This is a genomic window from Aporhodopirellula rubra, from assembly GCF_014192335.1.
Lineage (GTDB): Bacteria > Planctomycetota > Planctomycetia > Pirellulales > Pirellulaceae > Rhodopirellula > Rhodopirellula rubra.
The window spans coordinates 237,205-252,912 of record NZ_JACHXU010000009.1 but is presented as its reverse complement, the minus strand read 5'-3'; the positions used below and the strand labels follow the sequence as shown (position 1 = coordinate 252,912).

General features: G+C 55.3%; 12 protein-coding genes. 2 read left to right on the top strand and 10 right to left on the bottom strand.

Annotated elements, in window-relative coordinates:
* Positions 1–139 precede the first annotated feature (139 nt).
* From FHS27_RS14295 to FHS27_RS14270, 8 genes are all read right to left on the bottom strand, one after another.
* Complete coding sequence (locus FHS27_RS14295; RefSeq protein WP_184305585.1) at positions 140–1,399, bottom strand: DUF1559 family PulG-like putative transporter; 1,260 nt, start codon at positions 1,397–1,399, stop codon at positions 140–142.
* A gap of 794 nt (positions 1,400–2,193) precedes the next feature.
* A complete protein-coding gene (locus tag FHS27_RS31400) occupies positions 2,194–2,325 on the bottom strand; it encodes a hypothetical protein (protein ID WP_261363930.1) in 132 nt (43 codons plus the stop codon).
* A 411-nt stretch (positions 2,326–2,736) separates the two neighbouring features.
* Positions 2,737–3,396 (bottom strand): hypothetical protein, encoded by a 660-nt coding sequence (locus FHS27_RS14290; protein WP_246419767.1) that lies wholly within the window; start codon positions 3,394–3,396, stop codon positions 2,737–2,739.
* A 95-nt stretch (positions 3,397–3,491) separates the two neighbouring features.
* Positions 3,492–3,629, bottom strand: a complete 138-nt coding sequence (locus FHS27_RS30805; protein ID WP_221225103.1) for a hypothetical protein — start codon at positions 3,627–3,629, stop codon at positions 3,492–3,494.
* Positions 3,630–3,640: 11 nt separating this feature from the next.
* The gene (locus tag FHS27_RS14285; RefSeq protein WP_184305639.1) at positions 3,641–5,359 is read right to left on the bottom strand and encodes a divalent metal cation transporter; all 1,719 of its coding nucleotides are present in this window, start codon (positions 5,357–5,359) and stop codon (positions 3,641–3,643) included.
* 201 nt (positions 5,360–5,560) lie between these two features.
* Complete coding sequence (locus FHS27_RS14280) at positions 5,561–6,577, bottom strand: DUF6807 family protein (protein ID WP_184305583.1); 1,017 nt, start codon at positions 6,575–6,577, stop codon at positions 5,561–5,563.
* A gap of 71 nt (positions 6,578–6,648) precedes the next feature.
* Positions 6,649–7,917: a Gfo/Idh/MocA family protein gene (locus FHS27_RS14275; protein WP_184305582.1), complete on the bottom strand. Its 1,269-nt coding sequence runs from the start codon at positions 7,915–7,917 to the stop codon at positions 6,649–6,651.
* 67 nt (positions 7,918–7,984) lie between these two features.
* Positions 7,985–8,851, bottom strand: a complete 867-nt coding sequence (locus FHS27_RS14270) for a sugar phosphate isomerase/epimerase family protein (protein WP_184305581.1) — start codon at positions 8,849–8,851, stop codon at positions 7,985–7,987.
* 190 nt (positions 8,852–9,041) lie between these two features.
* Here FHS27_RS14270 and FHS27_RS14265 point away from each other — a divergent pair, with 190 nt between their 5' ends.
* Complete coding sequence (locus FHS27_RS14265; RefSeq protein ID WP_184305580.1) at positions 9,042–10,250, top strand: XylR family transcriptional regulator; 1,209 nt, start codon at positions 9,042–9,044, stop codon at positions 10,248–10,250.
* Positions 10,251–10,284: 34 nt separating this feature from the next.
* On the opposite strand, the gene FHS27_RS14260 is transcribed toward FHS27_RS14265, so the two are convergent.
* Positions 10,285–10,566, bottom strand: coding sequence for an anti-sigma factor family protein (locus tag FHS27_RS14260; protein WP_184305579.1), 282 nt, complete (start codon positions 10,564–10,566; stop codon positions 10,285–10,287).
* Position 10,567: 1 nt separating this feature from the next.
* Positions 10,568–11,101 (bottom strand): RNA polymerase sigma factor, encoded by a 534-nt coding sequence (locus FHS27_RS14255; RefSeq protein WP_184305578.1) that lies wholly within the window; start codon positions 11,099–11,101, stop codon positions 10,568–10,570.
* A 306-nt stretch (positions 11,102–11,407) separates the two neighbouring features.
* Here FHS27_RS14255 and FHS27_RS14250 point away from each other — a divergent pair, with 306 nt between their 5' ends.
* On the top strand, positions 11,408–15,682 hold the full coding sequence (locus FHS27_RS14250; protein WP_184305577.1) for a spondin domain-containing protein: 4,275 nt from the start codon (positions 11,408–11,410) through the stop codon (positions 15,680–15,682).
* Positions 15,683–15,708: the final 26 nt, after the last annotated feature.

Sequence of the window (15,708 nt, the reverse complement as noted above, 5' to 3'; positions counted from 1 at the left end):
CGTTGTCGCGCAGCCAGCAGAAGGAGGGTACTGCAAAGATTGCTTAAAACTGTGCGGCGTGATTGCATGAAAATGCCCTCCACATGCTTGAAGCATCGGAGGGCATTCGCGAGTCATTTCATGGAGCCGGTTTGCTCAATTAGAACTCACCCTGGATGACTTCTTTCGAAGCACGAGTCCCCAAAGATCCCCACAAACCGTAGGGGCTTGCTTTTCCGGGTTCGCGTGCAATTGCAGACCCGCCGGTTGTGGTGAATCCCGCAGACTGGTCACCCGCTTCAATGGAATCGGTAATGAACTTGACCGCTCCGTCTGCCATCAGGACGTGAGCACCGCCTTGGTGCCGGCTGCCGGCGGACGTCATCATTTCGTTCGAATCGCGTCCTCCCGAATGGCGTGCAAGGTTCACGCTGTTCGGGGGCGCCGCAGTAAAGAATGCCGTGTAGACCGGACGGGCATCGGCCCAACGGTATCCGCGTGCTTCCGTCGCACCACCATTGACGTTGCGAGCATCAAGGAGGAACTGTGGTCTTGCGGGGTCTCTGACATAATCCAATGCCCATTTCGGACCGTAGCCGTCAACGACGTATTCCCAGTTTCCATAAACAATGTCCGCGCTCACTTCTCGTGCACCAAGGCTCGAGTTAATTTCACCGGCGGCAATGGTGTTGGCGAGCCCATCGAGGATGTCACGGAACTTGGTAGTGTTACGGGTCCAGAAGGCACCACGGTTTGTCCCACGGCAAAATGCACTGATGTTGCTTTCAGAGACGTCAGTAGGCTTGCTGCCGGAACGCGAGCGATTATTGGCGTCCCATTTCGGCAGCGCCGAGGTACCACCGTCCCAATCCAAATAGCCAGCTTGGTTTCGTCCGCCCGAGTGCGCCATCCATGGGTTGTCACCCAAGCAGGCGGCGTAGTTCGTTCGGCCTAGTGCGGGTAATCCTCGGCCCGGATCGCTGGGACAGCGAAATGTTGGGATGTCAGACGCCCAAGGGTCGAACGCAATTTGCCAAGGCGAAGGACCCATTCCTTGCCGGTAGATCGATCCCGTCGAGTCGGCACCGTTGACGATTTGTTCCCAAATCGCTTGTTGTTCCACAAACGGCGTGAGGCCGACCAAGTAACTGAGGCAATTTGACGCGTTGTCGTTGCCGATCGTTGATCCCGTACCCTGCTGGGGCAATTGGTTGAAGGCAGAGTGGTAATTGTGAATTCCCAAGCCGATTTGCTTGAAATTGTTGCTGCAACTCATGCGGCGTGCGGCTTCGCGTGCGGCTTGCACCGCAGGAAGCAGCAGTCCGACCAGCACGCCGATGATTGCAATCACGACGAGCAGTTCCACCAATGTGAAACCTTTTAACTTCCGACCTACTCGCTCAATGCGGATTCTATTCATTTCTAATACCTAATATGAAAAACCAGAGAAAATCTTAAAACAAGAAATCTAAAGGGTCGCAGTCCTGAAGGGACGAACCGCTCAGGCCTGCAACGAAGCGGGCTCATTGAATAGCCGAGTCCAGCCTTTCTTTTGCTTCACAGCAGACGACGCGAGGCTCACTCGTCCGGGCCACCCTCATCTGCTTCGTCTCCACGCGCGTATCGTGCATCGATTTCAGCTTGGAGATCCTGTATTTCGGTGTCGCTCAAACCCTCTGTCGCAACGACAGGCTCATTCGAACCGCCGCAGCCCACAGTGGACAAAAGGGGAGCTAAAAGAGTCAAAACGCAGAGCACGCGAAAACGATTGTTCATGGAGGGTTCCTACAACGGTGAAAAATTCGAAAGTGAAAGGGGACACCCCCGGTTTAAAGCGAAACCCGTGGGGTCTGCAGAAATCTTCAACCGCTAAATGGGGATAGGGGTGAATACCTAAACACAAAATTATTTCTTTTCGAAGGAATTAAACGTCCGTCTTAAAGCGGGCACGGGCGTCTTGTTCGTTTCGCCAAAACAGTATGTTTTTCGTCTCCTTTGGCCGACCAAATGCAATAGCTCTCAGACGACGCAAAGCTAAACTGAGGTGGTTCGGGCAGTGTACGGACGACGCCTGTTTGGAAGGTTTGCCTCTAACTCTTTTTCAGGCGTGTGAGCACCCAGGCTGCTCTGTCGTGTTGGGTGTTGGACAACGACGGCGTCACTGGAACAACGATGACATTGCAAACTCCGGTGTCTGGCTCATTGCCGCTCGATCTAAGAAGTGATCCGTTGTTCATCGCGGATCAGGAGTGGCAACAGCAACGTGACACGTCGAGTTCCATAGAGACTAATTTCCAGTCTTTGGGTCGCTTCCATCGCTCCTGAACCGTCGCGATTTTGCGACACGTTGCGTGTCCGTGGACTCGGTATCAGGCCGTCTTTGTTGCTTCACAAACCGCCGCATTTGGCAACTTCCTGATCCGTTTAGGACAACAGCGTCCGCAGCGTGGACGATGAGCCTTCCGTTGACGTCATTTGCGATCGAGCGATCGCGGTAGGACTGGTCGCACTGACGAGACGAGTTCGTGCTTGGCCGAAGCCTCGTTTTGGCGTTTCCGAGATCGTTACGAGACAGTAATGATTGGGCTTCTACTTGGACTCGGTCTCGCGTCAGGGGCGCCAAGCGTCAGTCCGTTTCGATACGGGCAGCTGAGCTAACGTGAGTGTTCTTCATGCCGAAGGAGTTCTGTCGGTTGCAGGCAACACAACTGAGCACGAGACGGGGGTATGTCTCCGTCCTTGCAGTGTTGAGACTATTCACTCGGGCCGGTAACTCTTGTCGGTTGTTAAGAGAAACTGGTCCATGGTGAAGCCGTCTTCTCGCATCGAAAATTCGACCATTTTCTTGCCGGCTGCATCGATGTCGAGGTAGATTTCCATCGGGACACCGCAGTGTTGTTTTTCGGTTCGTTGGGCACACTGCCATCGCCATGTGTTCTTTCCTTGGCACCACTGCATTCGCTGGCCGTGCTCAGGCCACTGGCCATCGATTCCGACATGAATCCCGTTGTCTTCGCTGCCCGTCGAGAACGCCCGCACCCACACGTAGTAGCGTCCCGGGGTTTGGAACTCGACCGGATAACTGATCACGGCCATTTTGCCCGCCTCCGGGCTGAAGTTTTCACCGCGGATTAGTTTGTCGGCGTGGGTGACGCGAGTATCTGGGAGGAGTCGAATGTAGGCTCCGTTGCTCGCACCTTCGGCAGCCTGTTTGCGTAGATCGGCTTCGGCGACCGGCGGGGATCCGTCTTTGGTCGGGATGACATGCCAACGCCGTACGTCATCGTCACGCTGTGCCGTAAAACTCTCCGCCTCGACGATAATCGGATTCGCGTTTGTCTCGCTTGAAACCTCGTCCGCACGGGCTGGCGTCACACCAACGAACGCGATCGTGAGACATCCAAACAGGCCTGTCAATTTCCGCCACCTACTCATCATGCATCCCTTGTTAGAATCATCGTTGACTTAATCACCGGCATCGGTGATCGGCCAACATGGTAACCCAACAGGTTTCACGAATCACGCGTATTGAGAAGATTCGGGAACGCGATGTGATAGTCCGAAACCGGCGAGTTCGACTCGCCTAGAAAGTTGATCAGCGACCGTCGAATCAGCGACCAGCTAAAGCCATGGTCACGTGTTTGACGCATGTCGGAGACGTCTACGAAGGTGACGATTGTTTTTCATGTTTGAGTCGGTGCCAGAACCCGAACAGGACCGCACCTCCATAGATTACCAGTAGCGAAACCACCGTCGGAAAGGCGGCGGGTTGGTTGGCGTCGTTCGCTTTGTCGGCGATCGCTGTATAGGCCGCAGCCAGTGCGCCCGCTACGGATATTCCCATCGCCAAGTTCCAGATCCAGCGACGAATGCCAGTGGGAAGATCGTCGCCTAAGATGCGTTTGCTATTCATCATCAAAAAGAACGTGATGTAGGCAATCGGCAACAGCATCATGCCAAACGTACTGGCGAAGATGGCCAACCAAAATTTGGCACCGCCCGACCACAACCAAACCCAACTTGCTCCGCTGAGACCCGCGACCAGCACCCCTGCGACGAATGGCAATGTGCCTTCTGGGGAGCCGACCATTTCACGAAACGCATAGCCGTTAATCAGCATGAGAATGATAATGGATGAGAAACCCATCCCGAAAACGCCAAGCCCAAAGACAAGCTTTGCGTTGGTGTCGCCGAGCAACGGTGCCAGCGTCTGTGACAGTTGAAACGCGTCTCGTTTGACCAACGCCGCAGCAACGCGTTTTTCTTCTGTTGGTAATGCCGCCACGAGTGCCAGTTTGGTTCGCTCATCGGTTTGCTGGGACTCGTCAGCCAGAGCGGTTTCGACGCGCGACAGGAGAGCGGGTTTTATTGCGTCGAAAATGGGTGATGTTTGCATCTGCTCCAATTCGCTCGACGCGAGTTTGTCGTCAATTCGATTGTGGAAGGAGGCGGAAGCGGCGATCACCACGCAGCTTGTCACAAGGACAAATGGGATTGCCATGCCGGTCGCGAGATCGAACCGGGCGAGACCGCGAAACGGTTTGTCCCAACCCCGAGCGATCATGGAGTAGGGCAATAGGAATGTCATGTTGATTCCGACCGCCGTTGCTGCTGCTGCAATCATCACGGTGCGTTGACTCGCTACCAATCGCTCCGTCCAAAACGCACTCGCGTCCGGTGACATGCGATCGACAACATCGCGCAGTTCACCGGTGGGCATGCGCCACTGGCTGAGATCAGGAATCAAACCGGTCAGTGTCAAACGCAGGTCAATCTGTCCTTGGGAGATCAGCAAGACTGCCACGCCGAAGAAGCAGACGACGACCATCGCAATGAGAGATTTCAGGAAGTGATCGAAAAACTTGGCTGCTTTGCCCTGCCGAACGTTCAGCAATACGATCCATCCGGCGGCCGAGAAAATGCACGCCGTCACGAGCGATTTGGCGACCACGCTATCGCCTAGGCCTGTTCCTCCACCCAGTGTCGCGAGGTTTTTATCTAACGCGTCGTAACACAGACTGTACTGAGGCATGCACCAGATCATGTTGGCCATTGCGGTTGCGATCAACCATCCCCATCCGAGCGCCGGATTGATTTCTTTGTTGATGGCGTCAAACGGACGCCGGCCTGTCGACAACGTCACGTAACTGATCGCCGACAGCATGACGACACCCATCGTGATCGCAACGATTTGTAACCACAGCAAACTCGTCCCACCGAGCACACCCAAAAACAGCGACCCCGCGAGAGAGCCACCGCCGAGTGTGGTCGCACTTTGTAACCATCCCGGCCCCGAGAGTTTGACGTAGGCCGACATTGTCTTGCCGTCGGCCTGGGCCTGTAAAAGCAGCGCTCGGTCGGAACGAACCGTGTCGCTCATGTCTTGATTGGCGGCTACCGCGTGACGCGTGGGTGTCGAGTCTCCACTCGTTGACTCAGGTGATGTGCAACAATCGCCCGACGGATCGGATAGGGATGGCATGTTGTCCGCTTTGAATGGCGATCACGAAAAGGATTGACGTTTGGACGCCATGGGGAAACGAGTTTGCTCGCGTCCCCAATCGAATGAGACGAAGGAGGTCTACAGCTTTCCTTTGCTGTATTGCTGGTATCGTTGGGCAACGTTACCGGTCGATGCATCTCCTTCGTGAACCAAAATGCCGACCCGTTGATCGTAGCCTTCTCCTTTGGCGATCGTGAATGTCGCATTGTGATACCCCGTTGCACCACGTGGTCCCCAAGTTCCGTAGTCACGGATCAGCCAAAGATGAGGAGGATTCTTGCTGGGGTGGATCATGCACGCGATGCCTTCTGCGTCGTCGGATCCCGATAACGGGGCCGAGTAGTCAGCCCAATAGGCCAGTTGATCGTGCGTGCCCGACTCGTTGATTCCGCCTTCGCTGTTGACGATTTTTCCGCCGCCTTTTTTGACATTGAATTGGTCATTCATGCGGATGTAAGGGATCGCGTAGTGCGCGGTGTCACGTTTAATGGTCACGTTGCCGTACGTTGCCCGCAATTCAAACGAAAAGTCGAAGAAGTACTCACCGTTTGGAAATGCCACCACTCGATAGTGACGCAGTTCGTCGAGCAGTGGGATGTCACCGTTCATCCATGTCAACTTTTCGTCGAAGCTCGCTGTGTCACCTTGGACTTTTAGATTTTCAAACTCGACATGGGCAACTCGGCTTTTATATGGAGCGATCGGCCAAGGGGATTTGGCTTTGTCGGTGACACCGGAGTAGACCGCCATGTAAAGACCGACCGGTTCGGGCTGTCCCTCGAGTTGGACTCGCTCGTCGGCCACCCAGAAAGATCGGTGGTGCGGATGGTCGCGGGAGATCTTTGCGGTCATCGGACGGCCGCTGACGCTGTTGAACGGATCGAAGTGTGGGAGATCCACCGATGGACCGTAGCGATAGACGAAAGCGGTTTTTCCATCAACTTGTAACGTCAGTGAACCGGCATCGTCGTCGATCACGACTGAAACGCGATCGACATTCGGTTGATCAACATCGGTGGCGTTGGCGGACGTGAGGCCAGACGTCACTAACAACGCTGTCATCAAGACTAGCGGGACGCGAACGGATTGGAACATTGGGATTCTCTTAGCGAACAGATTGGATTACGGGTGGGGGCGTTACACATGTTCTCGCCGGAGCGATGTCATTAAACGTCAGGCAACTCAAAGCCTTTTCGGATTCGACGGGTCAGCATCGCGTTGGCTTCGGGATCGTTGACGAAGGTTTCTTGATCGGGATCCCATTGAAGGTTGCGTCCCAAGAGCCGACCGATATTGAGCAGGTGACAAACCGTCGCACTGCGGTGCCCGTTTTCGACGTCTGCGATCGGGCGTTTGCCGGAAATGCAACAGTCGAGCCAATTGCCGATATGGCTTTCGTTTTGTCGAGGATGTTCGGAGAGGAGTTCTTTCGCTAGGTCGGATGGATTCGAAGTCAGACGGCCTCGAAACACTTCCATCTTTCCTCTCTCGCCGACAAAGATTCCTCCGCCGCGGTTGCCTCGATCCAATCGAACGGTCAATCCATCGGCGTAGCGGAAACTAAGGCGTGGTTGCGAGCAAATCGCCTTTCCTCGATCCATCGATTCGGCGCGGTGGTAGGTTGGCAATTTGAGTGCAGGGCCGTCGACCAGGATCTCGGTGGGGCCCGTTTGGTCACGTCCGAGGGCCCATTGAATTTGGTCGAAACCGTGAGTGCCCCATCCCGTCATTTCACCACCGCTGTATGGTCGGAACGACAGCCATCCGGGATTGCCTCGAGGAATGTAGAGGTCTTTGTTGTAGGGGACCAACTCGTTTGGTCCGCACCACATGTTCCAATCGAGTCCCGCGGGAACACGTTCAGCCGGAAGGTCGCACAGCCACGGGCTTTCGTAGTTTGCCGCGTAGACTTCTTTGATGTTTCCCAGACCGCCGTTGCGGATGAATTCGCAGCCGATGAAATTCTCGCGTTGCGATCGCTGTTGCGATCCGACTTGAAACGTGATCCCCGTTCGGCGTGCGGCTTTCACCATCAACCGACCTTCGGGAATGGTCAACGTGAGCGGCTTTTCCGCGTAAACGTGTTTGCCAGCCAGAGCCGCAGCGATGCAGATATTGGCCCGCCAATGTTCTGGTGTGGCGGTGGTAATTGCATCCACATCGTCGCGGTCGAGCACGCGACGGTAGTCTTGGTAGACGTCTTTGGCGCCGGTGGCTTTTGCGATGGCCTCACCGCGCGGTTGATTGACGTCGCAAACGCAAACGACTTCCGTTCGGGGGTCGTTCGCCGCCCGCCCGAAAACGCTGCTGCCTTGGCGTCCGACGCCGATGCTCGCGATGCGAATCCGATCGTTTGCACCCGGTCGATTGCCGTTGGCAAGTGCCGACCCTGGAATGATTGTCGGAAAACCGATTCCGGCTGCGGACGCAGCCATGGACTTTTGAAGGAAACCGCGTCGTGTTACTCGAGATTGGGGGGAACTCGCTTGGGTTGGCATCGCACTATTCCATCACAGTTTGGGGAGAGAGGTGATCGCTGCTTTCGTTGATGATCGAACTGAGATGCTCGATGCTTCGTTCGGCTTGGTCCAAGGTGCCGCACTCAACGCTGAGTACGATGTCTTGCGGGACCGAGCGACAGGTGTCGATGATTCGTTTCCAATCGATGACGCCATCGCCGCAGGCACAACCGACAGCAGTTCCCATCACTTTTCCGCGTTCGGCATCGGATTGTTCGACAGAAATGTCTTTGGCGTGGATGTGGATCACGCGATCTTTGATCCTTTCGAGCCACTCGTGAGGGTCTTCGCCACCGAGATAGGCGTTGCCGGTGTCGAAGTTGGCACCCAGGTTGGGTGAATCGACCAAATTCAGGCAGCGATCATAAAGGTCTGGTTTGAGTGAATAGGTTTGATGCATTTCAAAACCGATGTTGATGCCGCGACGCTCGCAAACTTTGAGAGCCTCCATAAGGGAATAGCGGATCAAGACGAAATCTTCCTCCATCGTCGTCCAGGGTTGTTTGTGCCCCTCGTGCGTGTTGATGATGGGGGCCCCCGCTTCGGCAGCGAACCGAGCCGCTTGCTTTAGATATTCGACCGCGATCTCGGGCTTGGACGCTTGGCTGTGCGACGATAAGGCCGAAAGTTTGAGGTTGTATTTTTCGACTTCGTCCCGGATTCGGAACGGATCATCCAGCATCGAGACGCTGTGAAAGTATCTCGCTTCGCTGAGCAGTTCTCTGCCCCAATGGACCATCGGTTCGATGTATTCGTATCCCAGTTCGGCGGCGAACTGCACGCCCCATTCGAACGATTTGTGCGACGTCCGTACGGCTTCGAGGTTGAGACCAATTCCGACTTTACCCATGACAGGTTTATCCTTCTCAGTGCTGCGTGCGATGACTTCGGTGACTCGAATAAGAGTCTAGTGATGAGCGGGCTCGACACCACTGGCATATGTTGTCAAAATAATGGTAGATATTTGTCTCTGTTGGGTGCGGCCGACGACGTCGTAATCGCATCCCGCGGAAGGTCGATCCGAGTTCTCGTTGGTTGCCATGGCAGACCCCAAACAGATTCTCCTTCTCGTCGAGACATCACGCGTATTTGGACGCGATGTGATTCAGGGGATCTCTCGATACGCGAAGGAGCGTGCGAACTGGCTATTCCATTTTGAGGACCGCGGAATCAATGAAGGGTTGCCCCCTTCGTTAGACAATTGGCACGGCGACGGAATCATCGCACGCAGTCCCACGCGTCCTCTCGCTAAAGCGATTGGGGAGTTGCAGTGTCCCGTCGTTGAACTCCTCGGCGACGGCAAGGTGCAGTCGGCAGAGGTTCGCACCGACGAGAAGCGGACGGCCGAGCTCGCCGTCGATCACCTTTTGAAGCAAGGATTCGAGCACCTTGCGTTTTACTCGTTCGCGAATTCTTGGTGGTCGGACGCGCGTCGAGACGCGTTCGCGGAGACGACGGAGATTCGAGGTTGCTCGTTCAATATTTTCCCCGGTGCATTCAAAGGTAGTAATCTTCCGTACCCGACATGGCGTCAGACTTTCGAAAAGCCGCTCGTTCAGTGGATCGACCGTTTGCCGAAACCGGTTGGGATATGGGCGGTTGGCGATTCGCAGGCGATTCGGGTTCTCGAGGCGTGCCGCAGTCTGAATCTACGTGTCCCCGCGGAGGTTGGCATTCTCGGCACCGCCAATGAGGATGTCGTGTGCAGTATGCTTTCACCATCGTTGTCGAGTATCGACCTAAACGCGATCGAAGTCGGATACAAGGCTGCGGCGCTGCTCGATGCGAAGATGCGAAAAAACGAAGCGAAGTCCAAGCGTTCGCGGCGCTGCTCCAAGGTCAAGACAACACCCGTGTTCGTTCCACCCTCGGGCGTCATCATGCGAGAGTCTACCAACCGCATGGCCGTCATTGATCCGGAAATTGACGAAGCCATCAAGATCATCGAACGTAGCGCCATTTACGGTTTGACCGTGGATCAGTTGGCGGAGGAATTGCTGTTGTCTCGTAGTACACTTGAGAGAAGATTTCGTCAGTACTTTAAGTGTTCACCGTCGCAAGAAATCAATCACATTCGAGTGGAGCGTGCGAAAGGATTCTTGCGCGAGACCGCTTGGCCGATAAAACTGATCTCTGAGAAAACGGGGTTCGATCTACCCGAGAACTTCGTACGTTATTTCAAACGTTTGGTCGGCGAAACACCGCGGCAATACCGTATGCGATTTTATGGTGGCGACGCGTCGAAGTAGCGAGTCACTCAACGTGAGGAGTGGCCGCTAAATACTACTCTTCGATCGTTTGCGATGCGCGGATTGCCTCTTTGAGTCGCTGTTTCGCATCGCTGCTGAGATTGATGTCGCTCGGTGGTTTCCGACGACTCGTTCTCGCAATGGTTTCCAGTTGCGTTTTAAGTGTAGGGCAAACACGGCATGCGATCAGGTGCCCGCGCAGAGCCAAACGTTCGTGCCACAGCAGTTTTCGGTCTAGCGAATCCGACATCAATATCGATGCCTGTCCGCATTTCAGCGTCAGGATCATCCACAGTCGGTTTGATAGGCTAGGCACGTTAGGATTCTTCTCCGAACCAGTTTACGTTCAAGCAATCGCGAATCGCTAGGCGACAACGGTGCAATCGCATCGAAAGGTTCGTCGCTGACAGACCCAGGATTTCACAGATTTCTTTGGGAGTTTGATGATTCACTTCTCGAAGTATAAACACTTCGGCCAGCCTATTTGGCAACTTTTCGACGCAGGCATCTAAGGTGGCTCGAAATTCTTTGTCTTCGCAAATGGTTGCCGGATCGTCTTTCCAACTTCGCTCGGTGGCCGCATTGAGAGCGTTTTTCTCCTGCTGTTCCTGGCGAGATTCCTGCCGAGAGGTGGTGCGGAAATGATCGGCAATCTTCCGCCGCAGGATCGCAAAAAGCCAAGTCGAAACCGTCGATTCGTTTCGGAATTGTTTTTGACCTGTTACGGCTGCGACAAACGTTTCCTGCACGAGATCTTCGGCGAGTGACTGCTCGCCCGTCTTGGCAATCGCGTATCGAAAGAGGGCGTCTCCATAGCGATCCACCCATGATTCGACGCGGCAATGATCCACCGGTTTCGGTGTGGGCGCGATCGGTCGGTTGGGACGGTTGGAAGAAATAATTCGATTCTTTCGAAATGGACTGTGAATTTTGGAAGGCACACGCGACCAACTCTCCCGCGGCCACAGTGAACTCTCTCCGCATGTGCGTTGGGTTGATGGCGTTTGAGCCGTGGATTCCGCCACCCTCACCTTTCATTTTCATAGTCTAGTCTTCCGCAGGTGTCACCGATGCGTTCCCAATTTTTCTGCTCCCACACTTCGAAAACGCGAACGAATCCGCGATCTAGCTCTCGCCGATTGGGGCGTAGTCGTTTATTGAAATTGGAATCGCTCGAGCGACGGCAATTGTTGGCTGCCGAGGTGTTGCAGGTGACGATTGAGAACCTTGCGGTTGAGGGCGGTTTGGGGGCGACACCGGTTTGGATTGGCGCTCATGACGGTACGTTTGACATCGGAACCCTTGGCGAGTCAGCCGCTGGATTTGGCGGATTGCAGGAAATTGCTGAGGGAGGTGACGTCTCAGTGCTGCGAAGTCGCTTTGCGAGTGAAAGCAGTGGCGACGATGATGTTGTCACCGCGCCGGACGGATTTGCGGGAGCTCCCGTGTTTGAACCCGGCGAATCGGTGACGCAGAACTTCACCGTCAGTGACACGACAGCGTCACCGTATTTCAGCTTTGCGTCCATGGTGATTCCGTCCAACGATGCCTTCATTGGCAATCTGAATTCTCAAGCGTACCGGTTGTTCGATGATGCGGGCAATTTCCGTGGCACACAAACCATTGTGGTGTACGGCGATCAGATTTGGGACGCGGGAACAGAGGTCAATGACCCAGCCGGTGGTCCCGCATTTGTTCCTGGAGCAGGTGCACGCGCTGATGAAAACGGAGTGATCACGGCGCATCTCGGTCTGGATGATTTTGTCGGTGTCGATATTGCATCTGGCGGTACGCTCGGACGTGCCTTCGAGGCTCAAACGCCGATCGCACGCATCACGATTTCACAAGCCAGTCAGCCCAGTAATCCGATTGACACGTCGGCGCCGACGGCAGTTCTTCAGGCCACGGATCTGAACCAGCGTGCGGACTTTCACGAAGTCGAAGTTGTTTACCGAGACCCTTCGGGTGTGGATCTTTCGAGCATCACGACGGGTGATTTGCGAGTGACCGGACCGCTGCTAACGCAGCTCGATGTTGTGTCGGTGACAACGGACGCACCCGTCGGAGCGGTTGCTGGATTCGCGCCGACAGAGGTCACCGCGACGTATCGATTGTCGCCATCGATCGTGACGTCGTCAGGCATGTTCACGTCACTCGACAACGGAACGTACACGGTTGTATTGCTCGATGGAGAAGTCAATGATCCGTTTGCTCATTCCGCCGCAGGTGAAAACTTGGGCGACTTTACCGTCCATGTTCCGGTGCGTCTCAACGTGACGTTCGAAAGCCTTGGGGATGCAGGTGGTTTGGGGCAAACGCCGGTTTGGATCGCGGCACACGATGGCCGATTTGAAATTGCGCGTGCGGGAGGCTCGGCGGCAAACTTTGGCGGTCTCGAAGAACTCGCCGAAGACGGTGACCTCAGTGTGTTGGTCAATCGATTCATCAATGAAAGCAGCGGGAACGGAGCGACCATCACGGCACCCGGTGGCTTCGTGGGAGCACCGGTTTTTGAGCCGGGGGAAGTGTTTTCTCAATCGCTTGATGTCGATGATCCTGCATCGAGCCGCTTCTTTAGCTACGCGAGCATGGTGATCCCGTCCAACGATGCGTTCATCGCAAATCTCGATCCGCGAGCGATCGAATTGTTTGATGCATTTGGGCAATTCACTGGCACGCGAACGATCACCCTCTATGGGCAAGACATCTGGGACGCGGGGACGGAAACGAACGGCCCAGGTCTGGGCGCGGCGTTCAGCACCGAGGGAGGAGTGTCGGTCGACGAAGGCGGTGTCATACGGCGTCACGTTGGTCTCGACGATTTTGTGGGGACTGGATTGCCGACCGGTGAATCGTTGGGAACCGCATTTTCGAGTATGACTCCGATCGGTCGTATTACGATCACGATGGCCGATTCGCCTGCGTCTGCGATTGATCACCGGGGGCCACGGGCGACTGCGGACGCACCTTCATTGATCGGCGGTTCTCAACCGACGCACCAGGTTCGTGTGACGTACAGCGATGGGTCAGGAGTGGATGTCAATAGTCTCGATGTGAATGACATTCAGATCACCTCGGCCGATGGACGGGAGTTACAAGTCGTGGGCGTGACAACGAGTCCCGTCGGTAGTGAATCGAGTCACAACGTGACGGCAGTTTACGAGGTCGCTCCGGTCGATGGTGATGGGTTCACGCCACAAGACAACGGTTTGTACTTCATCAGTTTGAATGACGCAGAGGTCGGTGATACGCTCGGCAATGAGTCGCCGATCACCGCGATCGGTTCGTTTGAGGTTCGTGTCGCGGTTGAACTCGACGTCACCATTGAGAACCTGTCGAGTGACGGCGGATTGGCGCAAACACCCTTCTGGATTGGAGTTCACGAGGGTAACTTTGAGGTCGGACGAGCCGGTGCGTCTGCTGCTGATTTTGAAGGACTCGAGGCAATCGCGGAGGAGGGAAACGTTGACGGGTTGGTGGCACGTTTTGCGTCGCAGTCCGATGGTGCGGGAGCGGTGGTTGCCGCGCCGGGCGGATTCGCCGGGGCTCCCGTTTTTGAACCCGGCGAAATTGCGACCCAAACCGTTCAGGTTTTCGATACCGATGCGAATCGCTTCTTCAGTTTTGCGAGCATGGTGATACCGTCAAACGACGCCTTCCTCGCTAATCTAAACCCACAGCAATATGAGCTGTTTGATGTCAACGGTTTCTTCAACGGTCCGCGTACCATCACGATTTATGGTCGCGACATTTGGGACGCAGGGACGGAGGTCAACAGTGTGGGGGCGGGGGCCGCGTTCTCGACACTGCCGGGGGATGGTGTCGATGAAAATGGCGTGATCCGTCGTCATGGAGGATTAGATGCGTTTGTTGGCACGCCGATTGCCAGCGGCGGCAATTTGGAATCGGCGTTCACGTCGCTGACTCCGATTGCTCGGATCACGATCGGATTGGCGGGAACGGGTGGCGGCGTCGTTGATCTCGAAGGACCCGTTGCGGCAGCTTCCGTCATGGATGTCGATGTTGCGGGAACCAATTCTCAAACGATCACGGTTACCTACAACGATCCCGCCGGAATCGATCTGACGACGATAGGTGTCGATGATATCAACGTGACGGGGCCGCGAGGTGAGGAGCTTCGAGTTGTTGATGTTGAGTTCGATGCTGCCAATGGGACAACGCCTCAATCGGTGGTCGCGACGTATACCATTACCACTCATGACGACGAGTTTACCGCTCGAAACAATGGACGTTATGTCGTTGCGATCAATTCGGATTCTGTTCGAGATACGTTTGGACAAGGTCGGCGTGGAGAAGTCATTGGCGCGTTTGGCGTTGACGTCGGCGTTCGATTGGAGGTCAGTATTGAGTCGTTGTCGCCGCTCGGTGGACTGAGTCAAACACCGTTCTGGGTTGGATTCCACGAAGGAAGTTTTGAGATCGCTCGCGGTGGCCGCAGTGCGTCGGAATTTCCAGGACTCGAACAGATTGCCGAGACCGGCGACGTCAGTGAACTGGTTAATCGATTCCAAAGCGAGACCAGTGGCACCGGTGCTGTGCTGGCGGCACCGGGTGGCTTTGCCGGCGCACCGGTGATTGAACCCGGTGAAACCACCAGCCAAATCATCGAGGTCACCGATTCGAACGACAATCGTTTCTTCAGCTTCGCCAGCATGGTGATTCCGTCGAACGACGCTTTCGTCGCCAACCTCAACCCGGCTGCCTATGAATTGTTCGACATTAACGGCAACTTCAAAGGTGCCCGTCAGATCACAATTTACGGCCGCGATGTGTACGATGCCGGAACCGAGGTTAACAACGCCGTCGGTGGCGGTGCCGCATTTTCACCGGGCAGTGGTGATGGTGTGGATGAAGGCGGTGTAGTCCATGCTCACACCGGATTGGATGAGTTCATCGGAACCGACTTGCCAACGGGGGCGACACTCGCGTCGGCGTTCGGAGCCCTCACACCGCTGGCGACGATCACAATCTCTCTGCACGATCCCGAAGCTGAGGTTTGCTCGGGTGTGGATGCGGCGTGTTCTGTTAGAAGCGTCAGTCTGCAAAACTCGCAAACGGTCAGTGACGTGAACCGAGATGGGTTCGTTTCATCTCTTGACGCATTGCTGGTGATTAACTTCCTCAACGAGTTCGGAAGTCGCTCGACCATCAGCGATGAGGCTCAGCGATTTGGATTTGATTTGGACGTCGGTGGGGACACCCAGGTCACGGAACTTGACGCGTTGATCGTCATCAATGAACTCAATCGGCGAAGTGCCGCCGCGGAACCGTTGGGGCGAGATGTCAACGAGAGCGGAGCGTCGATAAACGAAACATTTGATGTTGCGATCAGTCAGTTAACCCGGCCGAATGCAGCGGCGACTTCGTTCGGTGACGACGAAATCGAATCCGCAATCAGTCAACTGTTTTAGAGCATTTTTTAAACGATGTACCCGAT